The following is a 17,244-nucleotide window of genomic DNA, read 5'->3' on the forward strand; positions in this document are numbered from 1 at the left end:
TTTTAATGTTTTACTTCCGCCACTGATATTTTTCCATATTTCTTTAGTTCGTATTCTTTGCTCATTAAAAAAATGAGCGGTGTTACAAGCAGAATATAAATTGCCGAAGTAATAACACCGCCAACCATTGGTAGTACAATAGGTTTCATTACATCGCTGCCCACACCACTGCTCCATAAGATAGGGATGAGTGCAAACAGCGACACACTTACCGTCATGATCTTTGGGCGCAATCTTTTGGCTGCACCCTGGATGGTAGATTCCCGCAGGTCTTCTTTGTTTATTGTTTCTCTTGAATTCCCTTTTCTTGTAATGAGTTGCAGCATGGCATCATTGAGATAAATGACCATGACAATATTTGTTTCCACTGCAAGGCCAAACAATGCAATAAAACCAACTGCGACGGCAACAGAGAGATTCACACCCCAGAAGTATATCATAAAAGCACCACCGATGAGCGCAAAAGGAAGTGAGATCAAACTTAGCAACGCTTCACGTGCAGAGTGAAACGCGAAATACATACTGATAAAAATAACCACCAGCACAACAGGCATTATTAACTTCAAAGTTTGTTCACTGCGAATAAGATTTTCATATTGACCACTCCATTCAATAAAATAACCTTTGGGCATTTTGCCAATGGCGTCATTCAATTTCTTCTGCGCATCTTCTACTGTACTTCCCAAATCCCTTTCACGCACATTGAATAAAACGGCGCCCCGCAACAATGCATTTTCGGAATTTATCATTGGCGGACCTTCTGTAATTTTTATATCGGCAACAGCTTCCAAAGGGATAGGACCAAAACCCATCGTTTGTACCTGCAAACGTTTTAACGCTTCGATGTTGTTTCGATAATCCTGTCCAAATCTTGCATTCACAGAGAACCTTTGCCTGCCTTCAACGGTAGTTGTAATTTTTGCACCACCAAGCGCAGTTTCAATGACAGCATTCACATCATCTACACTTAAATTGTAACGTGCAATTTCTTCGCGCTTTATATTTATGTCGATATACTTACCTCCTGTAATGGGCTCAACATACAGATCTTTCACTCCGTTAATATCACTCAATTCTCTTTTTATCAGTTGAGAAAATGCATAAATACTGTCAAGATTTTGCCCATATACTTTTACACCAACATCCGTTCTTATGCCCGTTGAAAGCATGTTGATGCGGTTGATGATCGGTTGTGTCCATCCATTGGTTACACCAGGTATTTGCAGTTTACTGTTCAACTCACTGATGATACTGTCTTTTGTAATGCCCTTTCTCCATTCATCTTTTGGTTTTAGCATCAGGATTGTTTCAATCATGCTTATGGGAGAATTATCCGTTGCAGAATTTACTCTTCCCGCTTTGCCCAAAACCGATTTTATTTCAGGTACGGACGTAAGAATTTTATCCTGCACCTGCAATATGCGTTTGACTTCGCTGTTGGAAACATCGGGCAATGTAACAGGCATAAAAAGAATAGTTCCTTCGTCAAGTGGCGGCATAAATTCAGTCCCTAGACTCATTACCATTGGAACGCTTACAGCCAGCGCAATTATCATGATCCCGATTGTTGTTTTACGCCATTCAATGCAGGTTTTTATTACAGGCTCATACATTCTTTCTAAAAACCGGTTAACAGGGTTAGCTCCTTCTGGACGAAATCTTCCCCGCATAAAAAATGAAATTAAAACGGGGGCAAGCGTTACAACCAATATTGCATCTACTATCATGATGAATGTTTTGGTATATGCAAGGGGCCCGAATAATTTTCCTTCCTGACCTGTTAACAAAAACACGGGTAAAAAAGATGTGATGATGATTATGGTTGAAAAGAAAACACCGCGTGAAACCTGTTTGCACGAGCGCTCAATAATGCGCATGCGCTCCAACTCAGGGATTTTATTATAATTACGCTTCCACCACTTTCTCTTTATATTTTTTTCTTTGCTCATGACGGTTGATTAGGTGGTTGACTATTTTGCCATTCTGATAAATTGCGGTATGCATTCTCGCTCATGATAATGCCATTGTCAACGATAACACCGATGGCAAGCGCAATACCTGTCAACGACATGATGTTGGATGATAAACCAAATGCATTGAGCAGAATAAAACTGATCGCAATGGTAATAGGTATTTGAATGATGATGCTTAAAGCACTTCGCCAGTGCAGCAGAAAAACAATTACGATAATGCACACGATACTTATTTCTTCAATGAGTTTGCCTTTAATATTGGCAATGGCTGCTTCGATCAGTTCACTCCGGTCATAATCTATTTTAAATCCAACGCCTTCGGGCAATCCTTTCTGTACATCGCCCATTTTTTTCTTAACATCATTAATTACTTTATCTGCATTCTCTCCGTAACGCATTACCACTATTCCGCCTACGACTTCACCCTCACCATTTGCATCAAAAATGCCCAAACGCAGATCAGGGCCCATTTGTACCGTTCCGATATCTTTTACACGAACCGGAATGCCATTATTGTTTCCAAGTGCTATACTTTCAATGTCCTCTTTGTTTTTGATGTAACCCAACCCGCGGATGATATAAGCCATGTTGCTCATTTCAAATTTTCTTCCACCCACATCATTGTTATTCGCTTTTACCTTGTTCATTACATCCATCATGGAAAGATTGTAAAACTGCAGCTTCACAGGATCAATCACCAATTGATATTGTTTTTCAAACCCGCCAAATGAAGCAACTTCTGCAACACCTGGTACTGTCTGCAAGGCAAATTTTACATACCAGTCCTGTAGTGCCCGTTGCTCTCCAAGATCCATTTTTGGGGCATCGAGATGATACCAGAAAATATGCCCGACACCGGTTCCATCTGGCCCAAGTGTTGGGGTCACACCCTGTGGCAACAAACGTTGCGCATAGCTCAATCTTTCCAGCACTCTTGTGCGTGCCCAGTACACGTCCACGTCATCGTCAAAAACAACATACACGAAACTCATCCCGAACATAGATGTACCGCGAATATTTTTCACTTTAGGTACACCCTGCAGATTACTCACTAAGGGATATGTTACCTGGTCTTCGATGATCTGAGGGCTTTGCCCCATCCATTCTGTAAAAACAATTACCTGGTTCTCGCTTAAGTCAGGAATCGCATCAACAGGGTTTCGCTGAATGTTGAAGATGCCCCACACCAACAAGCCTATCGCAAGAATTACTACGATAAGCCTGTTGCGAAGGGAGAGTTCAATTAATTTGTTAACCATAGTTGATTAATGTTTCATTGTATCCATATCCATTTTCTGCATAGATGAATCTTTTATCGGAACCATTTCCATACCGCACTTAGGACATTTGCCTGCTGTGTCGCTGATCACTTCAGGATGCATGGTGCAGGTATATTTTACTGCGCTTATCATTTTTGAGGTGTCAGAAGCTGGTGTTGTTGCCATAGTGTCCTTCTTGCTGTCTGAAGAACTGCTGCTGTTACAGGCTGCAAAAACGGATGCTGCAAAAAGCATAGATGCAATGATTGTTTGTTTCATGTGATTTGATTTTTTGATGAATGAAATATTGGTTACATCGGGGTTTTGTTATCTGCTGTTGATTTTTTTTCTACGAGACCCATCCCGCATACAGGACATCTGCCCATTGTGTCGCTCACTACTTCAGGGTGCATACCGCAAGTGTATAGTCTTACCACTTCCCTTTTTAACTGTTCTTTCTTAGAGACCAACAGGTCCATGCCACACCTGGAACATTTGCCTGCTGTATAGCTAACCACTTCAGGATGCATAGAACAGCTATAAATCTTTACTACTTCTCTTTTTAATAATTCCTTTTTTGAAAGCAGTAAATCCGATCCGCATTTTGTGCATTTACCAGTCTTATCACTGGTCACATCCGGGTGCATGGGACAGGAATAAGTTTCAATAACAGTGACCGTACTGCTTATGATTTCCGGCGTAGGCGCCTTTGCTTTTTGTGCAAATGTTGCCAGGGAGGCTGTTACTGCAAATAACAGGATGATTAGTTTTTTCATTCGTTTTGCTATTTGGAATTCTTATGATTGTTTTCTTTGATAATGGCAGCACTCCGGTAGATTTTTATACGCTGTATCATCTGCTTTATAATGTTCTGTATCATTACCTGCAGCAGCTATTTTCTTTTCAGCAATATCTGCAGCCTCTTTTTTAAACACGCTGTACTTAACAGTAAGTGTTTGGGCATCTAAGCTCCACACAGCATATTTTATCCCTTCCACAGTTAAGGCTGTGTTTTCAATTCGGCGTTTATCCATATCACATGTGCCGGATACTTTGACAGTTTGAGTTTTAACGCCAATCGTTCTTTGTGTTTTGTCGCTTTGTGCGTTGGCAATTTGGAATGTTGCAAATGCAAACAGCATTGCAAACAATAATTTTATCGTTTTCATTGTAATTTGTTTTTAAGTAAATAAATACATAAGCTATTAGCCGAGCGCTTATGCCTGATAATTGTTAAAGAAAAAGTGATTAAGTAAATGAGAGGCTATAAACACGAACTGTGTTTATGAATGAAAAAGAGAAGCGGGTGAGTATTAAATCCTGTAAGTGCAGTTGAATATATAAATAGGGTTCTTTGACAACAGTGGCGGGGCATTGATATTGTTGGATGCAACAGCCTGTTGTATTCGCGGAACAGTTAATTCAAATACCGGAAAATCGGTATGAAGAATAGAGAAGTATTTTTCGCCTAAAGACACATCATCGGAAGCAAAATGGGAATCTTTTACTTTCAGATACTGATGCGTTGTTTTGCAACAGCCATCACTATTTGTTTCGTTTTTGCAAATATTTTGCTCTTTACTATTTAATGAAAAACTTACAGATTTTAACTTGCTGCAGCAATAAAACTGGTTTACTGCTATCCCAACTGTGGACAGCATATAAACGGCAGTTAATAGTATGAGCGCAAGTTTTTTCATTGTAGATACAACAAATGTACAGGTATTTGCAATTTACCAGTTACACAATTATTGTAAACATTTATATAATTGTCAGATAAATGACTAAATATTGCTGCGTTAAAATTGCAACATTATTAACAAAGGTAAGGTAAAAAAACAAAGCCTATAAAGGCTGTAAAGCAAAGCGGGGAAGGATTCCTAAAGCTGGCTCAATAAAAACTACCCTGCTTTACAAAAATCAGCTCACCTTATTTTTGGTATAAAGATTTCTTTTCTGCCCATTCTTGTTTTGCTTTATTCAAATCTTTTACAAACAGTGGATTATTGTACCAGTATTTTAATAAATACCAACCTACTATTCTTGATGCTTCATTATCGCTTGGATAGTGGATGCCAAGCAATTCTCTTGACCAACGAACTTCATCCGCACGTTGAATAAATGATTCTCTTTTTTCGGGAATAATTTCACTAAAAATGTAGGCTTCTGTATATGCCCAAAGCGTATGACCACTAACGAATGACGGCGACTTAATTTGTGTTAATGGTTGAAGCTTCGGTTCCAATTGGTAAGGTCGTGGCCGTTTGAAATTCCATTTCAGCCGAAATTCAGTAACCCTAATATCCTGGATACAATTTAGCAGTAATTGTGTGGTCGCGGGAAAGTTTTGGTAGTTATACCAACTCCCAATAGTATCAGCAATGTAAAAAAGCTGCTTTTTGTTTTCATTATAATCAGGGTCTGCTGGATTTAAAATATTGAACCATGAACCAATGTTTGCAATGTATTGAGCCCTGTCTATTTGTTCCTTTGTTCTACTATTTTGAAGGGATAGCAGGTAATCTAATTCTGCTCTTGTCTGATCGGAGCTATTAGCAGGGGGATGGATTAAGCCTGGCAATTTTGCTTCATTTTCATTGCTTAAATAAACTGTACGGACCAAAGAATTGGTAATGGCACCTTGACTATACTCTGACCAGGGAAATTTAATAGTATCCATCCATACTCTTGAAGAATTTTGCAAGGCACTTAAAGAGCCATAGGTTTTATAATAACTGTTAACAGGTTCGAGTGGGTGAATGTTTTGGCTAAAGCTGCAAGAAACAATGCCTGCAAATAACAGGTTTAATAAAATTGTTCGGATGATGTTTGTACTTCTCACTGTCTTATAAATTAAATGATGTAATGTTTTATCACATCAACAACGGGAAGAAGTAAAAATAGACGCAAGAAATTATTTGCAGCAGCCTATAATATTTCCATATTTATCAAACTGGTAAGGGCAACAGTCAAGGATTGCTTGTTTGAGCATCTTCCGTGCTCTTTGCACTCTTGACTTTACGCCGGTGTAGGAAATGTTTAATTTTTCTGCTAAATGCTTTTGCGAAAATCCTTCCAGTTCTGTAAGTATTAGTGCCTCGCTGTAGAGGGGTGGCAGTGCTTTTATGAATGATAAGAGACAACAGTCGGCTAATTGTATCTCCGATAATTGTTCTTCATCACTGATATAGTCGCTTTGTAATGGCTGGAGCGTTTTCTTTTGAGATCTATAATAATCTATAATGGCATTCTGAGCCATTTTTATTACATAAGAAGCTGGCTGCTCAATCCATTTAATCCGTTCTTCGTTCTCTCTGATTTTTAAAAATAAATCATGCAAAATATCATGGCAATTGTCATCACCATTTACTTTACTGCAAATAAATGCCTTAAGCTTATCGCTATGGTCTTCCCAAATTTTTATCGAAGTTGTGCATGAATTCATATTCTTAATAACCTTTTCTCAGCATGTCTGCATATTCGTTTGGTAAAGGACTGTCCTCAACTGCCTTAGCGGCTTTCTCTACATCATAATCAAATCTTATGAACTCAATCTGGACAGCATCTTTATTTGTGATACTGCTGTCTGCATTTATGGTAAGCATTGCATAACAACCTTTAGGGTTATGGTCTTTTGGCTTGCCTACTGAACCAATATTGATCGCATGGCGATAATGAGGATTTTCACCTGCTTCCGTCGGAAGTATTCTATGGTAAGGTTTGTGCGTATGGCCGAAGCACAATATATCTGCATCTGCCTGCTCCATTATTCTTATCATGCTTTTTTCATCCCTGTCTTCAAATAAGTATTCATTGATCTTTCTTGGGCTGCCATGTACTAACAACAAATTAAGTTTATCATTATTCAATTGAAACTCTACTTTGATATGTGCCGGTAATGTTCTTAAATATTTTCTTTCTTCCGGCTTTACAATTGAATTAGTGAAGCTGATGGAAATTTTACCCATATCTTTTTCGCCATCTGTTTTATAAGCACAACCACATTCATCACTCATTAAACCAATGCCCTGGTCGTAGTTGCCTGAAATGGTTGGAATGCCTCTTCGTCTTATTTCATTAATGACTTCATTTGCCCAGATGTTGTAACCAACTAAATCACCCAGGCAATAAATAGCGTCGGGTTTTTGTTCGTCAATGTTCTTTAAGCATGCTTCCAATGCCGGAAGGTTTGCGTGAATGTCGCTAAAGAGTGCTATCCGCATTTTTATTGTTTTTGTAATGAAGTATTTTAAATATTGCTATTGCTAAAGCTGCACCAAGTATTGGGGCAGCTATATAAATCCAAAGATGTTCTGTATGTCCTGAAACAATAGCCGGCGTAATGGATCTTGCAGGGTTCATACTCGCTCCACATATCGGACCGGCAAACATGGCTTCTAATAAAACAGTTGAACCAATTGCAAGCCCTGCAACCATTCCCTGTTCTTTACTGCCTGTTGCTACATTAATAATAACAAGCATTAAAAAGAAGGTTAGAATGAACTCTAAAATAAAAGACTGCATTTCTGTTCCTGCAGGTAATGTTGATCCTAATGTTGCATTTGTGGGAAACAAATAATGAAGTGTTGCACTTGCTAAGAATGCTCCTGCTAACTGGCTAATGATATATGGCAAAACTTGTTTTAGCTGAAATCTTTTTGCAATGGCAAAAGCAATTGTAACTGCAGGGTTCATGTGTGCTCCTGATATATCACCCAAAGCATAGATCATTGCCATTACAATAAGACCGAATGTGATTGCAACGCCCACGTGTGTAACTGCGCCGGCTGATTGCTGGTCAATGACGATTGCACCTGTGCCGCAAAACACAAGTGCAAAAGTTCCCAGTAGCTCTGCTATGTATTTGTTCATTGTTTTTGATATAGCAGTTTTGGTTTAATTAACACTGATAGTTGAACCAATTGTAACTTGTTTCCTTTGCTTTTGAATTTTCCACATGTCTAAAGCAGACAAACTCGTTTGATCACATTTATAAGAATTAACTATTACTTGGTCGGTTGCATAGTGAGTTGTGCTGCAGAAATTTTTTGTTTCTGTTTGTTCGTGTTGTGTGCTTTGAGCGTTCATTTTTTTTATTTTAATGATTAAGTAATCCTTTTACTTATTAGTTGCAGCAGTCAGGACCGCAACAGGATTTATTTTCTGTTAGTGGTTTTTCTGCATACACCGTAACACTTCTTATTCCTACACCCGAGTTTTTAAACTCGCCAATTTGTTCTGCTGATAAATATTGACTGAGTATATCATCTGGAATTATGATGGGTTTATCTTTTTGAATGGTTATCATTTTAAAACCATTTGCTTCAATCAATTCCATGTAAACACGTTTCTGAATTGCACCTGAAACACAACCTGCATACATTTCTGCTGCTTCTCTTATTTCTTTCGGAAGATCACCTTCCAATACAATATCAGAAATAGAAAAGTGCCCACCTGGTTTTAAAACCCTGTATATTTCTTTTATAACAGCATCTTTGTTGGGAACAAGATTCAGCACGCAATTACTTACTATTACATCTGCAGCGTTTGCTGTTACAGGCATGTGCTCAATATCTCCCTGCCTGAACTCTACATTATTAAAGCCTCTTACTTCATTATTCTTTCTTGCTCTTTCTATCATTGCAGGTGTAAAATCTATTCCAATTACTCTTCCTGTTTCGCCTGTTTCATGTCTTGCTATAAATGCATCGTTTCCTGCGCCGCTGCCGAGGTCAATTACTGTATCGCCTTTTTTTATTTGGGCAAATTGTGTTGGCAAGCCGCAACCTAAACCAAGGTCTGCATCAGCATTATAACCTTCTACCTGCGCATAGTCATCTGTCATGATGTTATATACATCTGTACCGCAACAGCCTGAACCGCAGCATGAACTTTGATTTGGTTCTTTTTCCTGCAAAGCAATTTCACTGTATTTCTGCCTTACCAGTTCTTTTAATTGTTCTTGTGTTTCCATTGTATATGTGTTTTTGTTTTATCGTAATATACCGATGATTATAAGCAAAAAAAAGTTAGCAGCATTCACCGCAACCTTTATAGCTATCAAATAATTTGTTTAACCAAACCTGTGCAGCTTTCCATTCTTTCACATCTATGCAATAACAAACTTTTGCACCATCAATAGATCCTTTTATCAAGCCTGCTTCTTTCAATTCTTTTAAATGCTGCGAAACGGTACTTTGAGAAAGTGGTAATTCTTCAACTATATCTCCACACATGCAAGATGATTGGGTTGCTAAAAATTGAAGTATGGCAACTCTTGCAGGGTGGGCAAGTGCTTTTGCATATTTTGCCAGCTTGTTTTCTTTTACACTAAACTCGTATGATTTTGTTGCTCCCATAATTATTTCTTATCGTAATATTACGATAGATTTTTAAAACAGCAAAATATTTTCCTTTGAATGCCTGGAGCTATGCGATTTCCTCGTAAAAAGTAAGCAGGTTTCTATGATTATCAACGGCAGGAAATTCTCTATGTCCCCAATATTGATCTTGAACTACTGTGTCCGGGCTGTGTAGTACACCTTGCCTTTTGTATTCTTCGTATAATTCATTGATACCATGAACTTGTATTCTGCAACTTGCTGTACCTGCGATAAAACTTTCTGCTCCTGTCCAAATTGGTCTTAGGGCTAAAAAGATGCTTCTCCATTTCCAAGACTTATCACATGCCTGCCAAAGATGTATTTCAATATCATCACGAACTGCAATAGCAAATGTTTCTTCTTGATGCCTTATTCTAAAACCAAGTTTGTTTGTATAATATTCACATGATTGTTTAATACTCTGAACAGGTAAAGCCGGTATTGTCTTTTGCATCTTCATGTTACTATCAGTTTAGTTTTGCTGCTTGTTGTATTTGTTTCCTCATTTGTTTGAGCATGGATCTGCGTATAAGCTGGCTGAAAGGTTTTACAAAAAACCAATAGTATTTAAACTTCGACTTCATTGCCTTACTACCACACCAAACTCTTGTTTCTGTAGAAATGATATGCTGTGAATTGCTCTTATCCTGTAGCTTAAAATTGATAACTGCTTTGATTATCTTATCGTCTGAATTTTGTATAAACTCTTTTGAAGAAACATTTGATTGGCAAGTATTGAACATGGGATTATCGGTAACCATTCCAAAAAGTATTTCCTTGCCTGGTTCTTCTTCCAGTTTGACGAAGCCTATTTTAGTAAGATGTTCTATTGTATAAACATTCTTGGACATTCTTTTTAACCTAAAAAGAAACTTAATCAAAGAACTGTTGCTAAAATCACATTGCAACATCTTATGGTAAATACCATCAATAAAACCATTTAATTCGATAGAGTGAAACTCGTTAAAATGGTAAGCAGGGAGATATTTGTCTATCAACATTATTTATTGTTAGGAACAGCATGAAACCCCTGCCTGAATTGGCGGGCACTTAACAGTACCATAAGAACAAAATACGCAACAATCGCCTTGCTTTGGCTTTAGTAATGTTTCGCAATTTGTACATTTATAAAAGTAAGTGCAAGCATCTGTGGGCATTGTTTCTTCTTTCTGAAAACCGCATTTAGGACAAGCTATTGTTGATTGAAGCATTATTGTTTTTGCCATAGTTTATTGTTCTTTATCGCAGCATGATTTACCACTGCCTTGTGAACATGATTTGTCTTTTTCGCATTTTTCTTCAGAAGCTTCACAAAGCTCTACCCGTGGCATCTTTCCTTTGCCAACATATTTCTCTCCGGCTTGTTGAATATCTTCTTCTACTTTGTTGTAGGCTTCTGTGGTTAACTCTTTATAAGACGAAATAGAAAGAAACAGGTTTTCGTAAATCTTTGCAATGTCTGCTTGAAACTGTTTTTCAAAAGAAGGCTTTACAAGACCATCCTTCTTATAACCTGCAATGGTGTTTTTTGCAATGATCTGTGCTTCTTCTTTACTTAGTTGATCTACTGCTTTGCCTTTGAACCATTGGCTACTATTGGGAAATGATTTAGCATAGTTGCTTGCTTCTGATGGAGGAACTGGATTTAGTGCAATATTGTGGCTGGTGCTAACTACATTTATGATTTCAGTTTGCTTGCTTTCATTTGTACTGGCATTCCACTTTACAGCAACTACCGTTCCCGTTTTATTTAACCATGCTCCTTCTACCGCATCATTGTACTTTTCCAAATCAACTAACATAAATTTTGCTTTGCTGCCACAGCCAATAGATGGCGCTGCATGACAAACTAATGGAGCTTCGTAAAATGAAACTTCGGCACTGGATGCATTCATAAAAACATAACTTTTTACTGTATAACCTGTTTTGTTGATCGCTGCTTCAATTGTTTTTACATCAACTTTTGATTTATCAAAAGTGACCAAACTACTTTTACCTGCATAAGAAGTTTTATAAGCAATTACTCCATTTACTTTTGACAGTTCATTGTTTACTTCTAACTCACAACCTGCACAACTCATACCCTGTATCGTAAATTTTACCTGTTGCTTATTATCAACTACTGCAAGCATTGTTGCCTGTGTTTTAGGCTTTGGAAAAAATACTTTTGCATACAAAGGAAATGCCATCATTAGAATAGCAAATACAGTTATTATGCTAAGAAATTTTTTTGATTGACGGAATGAAGGCTTCTTTGTTGTTTCACAATTGCAATCCATATCATTAGTTTTAGTTGGTTTTAATATCATATACCATGCAAAGGCAAGTACAGCAATTGATAAACCTATCAAATATGGTCTTGCAGGTTCTATCCATGAAAAGTTGGCCGCTATGCTGCTGCTACCGGCAAGCAATGCAATGACAGGTGTAATGCAACAAAGTGAAGCTGCAATAGCCGACAACAAACCTGCGCTGCTGAAGGTGCCTAGTGATTTTAAACTTATCATACTGTTTCCAGTTTTTGAGTTTGTACGTTGATGTGTTTAAAAAATGGTTTTAAAATCTTTAGATTTTCCTGTGTAAGGGAGTAGTAAATGGTTTGCCCCTCTTTTCGTGTTTCTACAATATTACCATCTTTCATTTTCCTTAGATGTTGAGATATTGCGGGAATGGACATTCCCAGAATGTCGGCAAGGTCGCAGGGGCATAACTCTTTTTCTTCTTCAAGTAAATAAACAATCTTCAGCCTTACTTCATTTCCAGCCAAAGCCAAGATATTTGACAAGCTTACAAAAGACTTCTGTGCTGTCTTTAATTTGTCTTTGCAATTCTTTATCTGCTCATGGTCCGCAAATAGACGGATACAAGTATTATCATTCATGAGGCGAAGATAACGGAAATAATCATTTAAGCAAATGCTTAAATAAGCAAAAGTCAATGAACTTCTCGAATCGTTCGATGCAATTGAATTATTCTCTCTTAATAAACCAAAAATTGATCAACCATGCATCAACCAATTAAATTAATTATTAAAAAGGGAAAGGTGCGTAAAGATGGCACCTCTTTGATTTTTCTCCAGTATTGTTACTCCAGTTCTAAAAGAGTATTAATTAGCACACAAGTAGCAATTCCACCATTTTATTGGAACAAAAAAGCAGATAGAATCTCTGAGAATTTGCCAGCAGAATATGGAGGTGTTTTATCTCTGGAAACTTCTTTACGAGAGAAAGTTAGAAGAGCCGAAAAGTTAGTGGATTATGCGATAAAAAGAAGTAAAATCTGCCCTGCAACATTTTTGAAAACAAATTTTCTTGGTAATGATAATTTTTATTTAGAGTCCGTGGATTATGACAAGCAAAAAATGGATGTCTTTTATCAGATAGAAAAGTATATAAAAGATAAAAGGGATTTTGTTCAGGAGGACACAGTGGATGTAATAAGAAACATGAAGAAGCATTTGTACTCCTTCCAGGAATATAGAAAACTAGCAATCACCTTTGAATCTTTTGATCTAAAATTTTATGAAGACTTCGTTAAGTACCTCACCTATGAAATACCCCATCTGCGAAGAAAGAATCCTGCAAAAGGACTTAGAGTAAATACTATCGGCAAGACAATTAAACAATTAAAAGGCTTTTTAAAAGATCGCATCAGCAAGAAGATAATTCCATATATCGATTTAAATGGATATAAATTGATGGAGGAGGAAGTGGATGGTGTTTATCTGAGTTGGAGTGAGCTTTCAAGAGTTTATCATCTTGATCTTTCAGGCACACCCTTTCTTGAAAAATACAGAGACATGTTTGTATTGGGATGTCTTACCGGCTTTAGGTTTAGTGATTATTCAAATATAAAATTTAATGAATTAAGAGATGGCATGCTTCACGTAACCCAAAAGAAAACTTTATCTTCTGTAATTGTTCCGCTAAGAGAAGATGCAAGGAGAATATTAATTGATAAATATCAGATACAGATTCCACAAGTCAGCAATGTAAAGTTCAATTACTATATTAAGGAGGTGGTACGATTGACGGGAATAACAGAACCGGTAAAAATAACGCACAAAAAAGGCAACAAGATCATTGAAGAGGTCAGGCCGAAATATGCCTGGGTATCATCCCATACTGCACGCCGTTCGTTTTGCACTAATGAATATCTTGCCGGGACTCCCATCGATTTAATAATGACGATAAGCGGTCATAAAACCGAAAAAACATTTCGGCGATATATTAAAGCTGATAGAATGAAAAAGGCCTGTATGATCAAAGAAATATGGGATAGCCAACCAGCATTATGAATGACATTCAACAAAAGATTTATTACTTCATTTAGAGTTTAACTTAATAGACCAGTAAATAGACCTGACATTAAAGATTGCGTGAAATCGTTTCCAAAATTGTGATGTGATGAAGCGCCTTAAAATGAAAGATAGACCAAAAATAGACCTTGCAAAATGGTGGTAATTAAAGTAATAAGTTTAGAAAAGTTGAGGCAGACACGTGATCTGATAGACCAAAAAATAGACCAAGAACGCTGAAACCCGCTCTGGGGCGGGTTTCAGCTATTTTTTTCGCGGACCGGACGGCCGGTTCAAAAGCTCACAATTATTTAAAATTCAATCTTTTATAATTTTAGTCGCGTTTTTGGTCGCGCTCGACCCGAGAAAACCCTTTTCGTTACTATTTAGAACGGTATCGTACATATCTGAACAAAGATAACTCTTTCCTATCGCATAATTGAATTCAGCATCCTATTATCGAATCAACTTTGATATCAAAATTTCACTTGAGATAGCTGAAAATAAATCAAATCTATCCGATTGCACCGCTTAGCCTAAAAGGGCATATTACTATTAGTGAAGCTCGCATAACTGAGATTATTACCCAAACTATATATAAGCACCTTATAGGTTATACATAGGCACTTATATATAATTGGCAGAAGGGTCATTTTACTTTTCGGTTTTATGGCATGAGCTTTTGTGTTTCATAGTATCGCCTGCTGTCACTCACTTGTGCATTCCGAATGTAATTGCGGTAGTATTTTGTAATAGAAGATTAGTGCTGGCCCTAACAATCCAGTAGCCGTATATCATATCTGCAATTACAACAAGCATTTCTCTTTAAAGAGATTTGGGCACCACTCACCAATATCATTGCCTAATAAGTTATTGATATTTTAGGTGCGGCATACTGATAAGTAAAGGAATTAACCTCTTGAACGATAAAGGGGTAATAAGTTTTTGTTCCGGACATGTAAGTGTCTGAGAACGTCATTTGAAAAGACTTTGATCCTGCCGAAAAGGCGCCAAAGACAAAACTGACACCGGAACACAAATCTGAAACTACGTTTAGGTGCCCCCCATAGTTAAATGCAGATCCATCACATTTTTTTATTTCAACAACTATTGTGTGAGTTGAAGTATTGACGCTTACGATTTTTGCATTAATGATTCCGGTTCCATAAGAGACGCTTGCGTCACAACTGTAATTACCAAAATCTTGGCAATTTCCGTAGCTGCCAATTGGAGGGGAAACAATAACGGTGCCCCCGCTTCCGGCAACGCCACGCCCGCTAACACTGATTTCGTTTGAGCCGGAGGTTGCATCCGAATAGACTTTGATAACACCGGTATAGTTCTGTTGTGAAAGAGGCGAAAACGACACATCAACATCTTCTGACGCACCTGGCGTTATAAGAGATGTGTAGCTGCCTTTTTTGAAGCTGCCGGGAATATCAAAACCATTTATCGTCAGATCAGAATTTCCTGTATTATATATAGTTAGAGTACTATGATGGGTGTCTCCAATGGCAACGTCACCGAATGAAAGATCGCCAGAGAGAGAAATAATTCTCGTTTTTTGTTGTACCTGCTTACCTGCGCCACTCAATAAGGCCGTGTTATTTCCACCGGTCAGATCACAATTCACAGTCAATGTGCAGGGATAACTTTGTGCAGATGACGGAGAGAAGCTGACCGTCACCTCCTGGACATCACCGGCACTAATTACACCGCTCCAGTTACCAGCATAGCCAGCTGCAGAATAACTAATAGAAGTTACTGTCAGGTCACTATTCCCGTTATTATTAATCTTCAGTGTTTGTGAAGCCGTAGTGCCCACATCAATGCTGCCAAAATCCATGTCTCCTGATATGGAAATGATTTTTGTTTGGCTGGTTTCTACAATTCCATTTCCTGTGACGTTAATTTCTTCGTTTTTGTTTACCGCATTGGATACTATGGTCAATATTTGATCAGACTGGCTGGCGTTAACAGGTTCAAAAATAACGCCGAGTGTTTTACTTTTACCAGCATCAACCGAAGCGGTTTGCCACTCCACGGAATAAGGCGCACTCACAGACACCTCGGATATGTCAATTTTGGATGAACCTGTATTTTGAAGTGTCAGATATTTGGTAACTTTTGTATTTACCTGGACGTCGCCGAAATTCAAGTCACCGGTAATTTTTAGCGAATTCGTGTTTGTCGGGTTTTGGATGATATAAGCCTGAAAAAAAACACTTGTTTCTTCTACCAGATCATAGTCAACCCAGATGGAGCCATTATCACCCCATCGGTTACCCCATTGGTTCAGGATTTTAAACGAATTTTTTTCATCATCCCATCCGTATAAAAGCACCGCATGGTTGGTATTTTGATACGCACCAAACTTGCTCCACACCAAATTCTTATTATCTTGATTCCAGTAATCGTTCGCAAAATGGTCGTCTACACGAATGGCAACAATCACTGGTAAACCAGCATAAATAAATTTCTTTATAGTGCTTCTGTCAAGGGGATCTACACGGAAATAGTGATCGATTTTATGGCCAGCTGCGAGGCTATCCTGCTTTGAATCCGGAAGGGTTGAACAATCAGCATCGGAGTAAGCCATTTCTGAAAGCTTGCATATTCCTTTGTCCTTCAAGATATCGAGGTTTTTGTAAATCTCTGATCCGAGAGAACATGATCCCGGAAATTGGATAGCCTGGGTGTACAGGTAAGAGGGAGAATAGATGATACCGTTGTCAATATAAGATGCATTCGACTTTGTATGGTCAACGATACTTTTTGCCATAGCCGAAGCGCAACTTGCGCAAGATCCTTGTATACCCTGGCTAAAAGGGACAGAAGGGATTTCTAAAAAGAAAGAACCAGGCAATTCACCTGCCCCACCAGGTGGTATTTCAGCAACCGGTATAGCACTGTAGACGGAAGATGCCGTTGGTATAAGTCCAAATCCGACGGTATCTACGCCATGTTCAGTTGTTGAGGCATCACTGTTTTCCTTTTGACAACTCAGAAAAAAAATAGCGCTTAAAACAGCTGAAATCAGCACGTTTTTAATTTGGTAGAGGAGTACATTCGTTTTCATGAGGTTCATTTTGGTGTTATTGAATTCATTCAGCTCTGCATCTCCGACCCATCCAGAATTGTTTGTTCCGAGGTTTTACATTTTTATAAACAATCTTCAATACGAGTTGAACAATGAAAAAGTTTTATTCTATCTCACAGGTAAAAGTATTTGATATGCCACTTTCCTCGCCCCCCCGAATGGGGGGATTTTAGAAGAATAATTATTTTTATGTTGTAATATTTTATAATTTACACCTGCATCAATTTCCGTC

At 38.0% G+C, this 17,244-nt stretch carries 19 protein-coding genes; 1 reads left to right on the top strand and 18 read right to left on the bottom strand.

What is annotated here, in order from left to right:
* Positions 1 to 2 precede the first annotated feature (2 nt).
* From FRZ67_RS23815 to FRZ67_RS18830, 17 genes are all read right to left on the bottom strand, one after another.
* A complete protein-coding gene (locus FRZ67_RS23815) occupies positions 3 to 1,949 on the bottom strand; it encodes an efflux RND transporter permease subunit (RefSeq protein WP_147192102.1) in 1,947 nt (648 codons plus the stop codon).
* Positions 1,946 to 3,232 carry an efflux RND transporter permease subunit gene (locus FRZ67_RS23820; protein ID WP_147192104.1) on the bottom strand — a complete coding sequence of 429 codons (1,287 nt, stop codon included), beginning with the start codon at positions 3,230 to 3,232 and terminating at the stop codon, positions 1,946 to 1,948. Before FRZ67_RS23820 ends, FRZ67_RS23815 begins: the two co-directional genes overlap by 4 nt.
* A gap of 6 nt (positions 3,233 to 3,238) precedes the next feature.
* Positions 3,239 to 3,511: a heavy metal-binding domain-containing protein gene (locus FRZ67_RS18760; RefSeq protein ID WP_147192106.1), complete on the bottom strand. Its 273-nt coding sequence runs from the start codon at positions 3,509 to 3,511 to the stop codon at positions 3,239 to 3,241.
* A 32-nt stretch (positions 3,512 to 3,543) separates the two neighbouring features.
* A complete protein-coding gene (locus FRZ67_RS18765) occupies positions 3,544 to 4,008 on the bottom strand; it encodes a heavy metal-binding domain-containing protein (protein ID WP_147192108.1) in 465 nt (154 codons plus the stop codon).
* 21 nt (positions 4,009 to 4,029) lie between these two features.
* Positions 4,030 to 4,401, bottom strand: a complete 372-nt coding sequence (locus tag FRZ67_RS18770) for a heavy-metal-associated domain-containing protein (protein WP_147192110.1) — start codon at positions 4,399 to 4,401, stop codon at positions 4,030 to 4,032.
* 144 nt (positions 4,402 to 4,545) lie between these two features.
* Positions 4,546 to 4,932 carry an HYC_CC_PP family protein gene (locus FRZ67_RS18775; RefSeq protein WP_445375997.1) on the bottom strand — a complete coding sequence of 129 codons (387 nt, stop codon included), beginning with the start codon at positions 4,930 to 4,932 and terminating at the stop codon, positions 4,546 to 4,548.
* Positions 4,933 to 5,162: 230 nt separating this feature from the next.
* Positions 5,163 to 5,912 carry a phosphatase PAP2 family protein gene (locus FRZ67_RS18780; RefSeq protein ID WP_158638409.1) on the bottom strand — a complete coding sequence of 250 codons (750 nt, stop codon included), beginning with the start codon at positions 5,910 to 5,912 and terminating at the stop codon, positions 5,163 to 5,165.
* A gap of 234 nt (positions 5,913 to 6,146) precedes the next feature.
* A complete protein-coding gene (locus FRZ67_RS18785) occupies positions 6,147 to 6,677 on the bottom strand; it encodes a sigma-70 family RNA polymerase sigma factor (protein ID WP_147192117.1) in 531 nt (176 codons plus the stop codon).
* 4 nt (positions 6,678 to 6,681) lie between these two features.
* A complete protein-coding gene (locus FRZ67_RS18790) occupies positions 6,682 to 7,455 on the bottom strand; it encodes a metallophosphoesterase family protein (RefSeq protein ID WP_147192119.1) in 774 nt (257 codons plus the stop codon).
* Positions 7,436 to 8,104, bottom strand: a complete 669-nt coding sequence (locus FRZ67_RS18795; protein WP_147192121.1) for an MIP family channel protein — start codon at positions 8,102 to 8,104, stop codon at positions 7,436 to 7,438. The genes FRZ67_RS18790 and FRZ67_RS18795 overlap by 20 nt, the downstream gene beginning before the upstream one ends.
* Before the next feature lie 253 nt (positions 8,105 to 8,357).
* Positions 8,358 to 9,206 carry an arsenite methyltransferase gene (locus FRZ67_RS18800; RefSeq protein WP_147192123.1) on the bottom strand — a complete coding sequence of 283 codons (849 nt, stop codon included), beginning with the start codon at positions 9,204 to 9,206 and terminating at the stop codon, positions 8,358 to 8,360.
* A 55-nt stretch (positions 9,207 to 9,261) separates the two neighbouring features.
* Complete coding sequence (locus FRZ67_RS18805) at positions 9,262 to 9,591, bottom strand: ArsR/SmtB family transcription factor (RefSeq protein WP_147192125.1); 330 nt, start codon at positions 9,589 to 9,591, stop codon at positions 9,262 to 9,264.
* A gap of 70 nt (positions 9,592 to 9,661) precedes the next feature.
* Positions 9,662 to 10,075, bottom strand: coding sequence for a VOC family protein (locus tag FRZ67_RS18810; protein WP_147192126.1), 414 nt, complete (start codon positions 10,073 to 10,075; stop codon positions 9,662 to 9,664).
* A gap of 7 nt (positions 10,076 to 10,082) precedes the next feature.
* Positions 10,083 to 10,616: a hypothetical protein gene (locus tag FRZ67_RS18815; protein WP_147192128.1), complete on the bottom strand. Its 534-nt coding sequence runs from the start codon at positions 10,614 to 10,616 to the stop codon at positions 10,083 to 10,085.
* A gap of 9 nt (positions 10,617 to 10,625) precedes the next feature.
* A complete protein-coding gene (locus tag FRZ67_RS23875) occupies positions 10,626 to 10,841 on the bottom strand; it encodes a GDCCVxC domain-containing (seleno)protein (RefSeq protein ID WP_317131451.1) in 216 nt (71 codons plus the stop codon).
* Positions 10,842 to 10,844: 3 nt separating this feature from the next.
* Entirely contained in the window at positions 10,845 to 12,122 is a 1,278-nt protein-coding gene (merTP, locus tag FRZ67_RS18825) for a mercuric transport protein MerTP (protein WP_147192130.1), read from the bottom strand.
* Positions 12,119 to 12,496, bottom strand: a complete 378-nt coding sequence (locus tag FRZ67_RS18830; RefSeq protein WP_147192132.1) for an ArsR/SmtB family transcription factor — start codon at positions 12,494 to 12,496, stop codon at positions 12,119 to 12,121. Before FRZ67_RS18830 ends, merTP begins: the two co-directional genes overlap by 4 nt.
* Positions 12,497 to 12,619: 123 nt before the next feature.
* On the opposite strand from FRZ67_RS18830, the gene FRZ67_RS18835 reads away from it, so the two are divergent.
* Positions 12,620 to 13,912 carry a site-specific integrase gene (locus tag FRZ67_RS18835; protein WP_147192134.1) on the top strand — a complete coding sequence of 431 codons (1,293 nt, stop codon included), beginning with the start codon at positions 12,620 to 12,622 and terminating at the stop codon, positions 13,910 to 13,912.
* Between the two features lie 862 nt (positions 13,913 to 14,774).
* Here FRZ67_RS18835 and FRZ67_RS18840 read toward each other — a convergent pair.
* On the bottom strand, positions 14,775 to 16,991 hold the full coding sequence (locus FRZ67_RS18840; RefSeq protein ID WP_158638410.1) for a choice-of-anchor D domain-containing protein: 2,217 nt from the start codon (positions 16,989 to 16,991) through the stop codon (positions 14,775 to 14,777).
* Positions 16,992 to 17,244: the final 253 nt, after the last annotated feature.

The sequence above is a fragment of the Panacibacter ginsenosidivorans genome, assembly GCF_007971225.1.
Taxonomy (GTDB): Bacteria; Bacteroidota; Bacteroidia; order Chitinophagales; family Chitinophagaceae; genus Panacibacter; species Panacibacter ginsenosidivorans.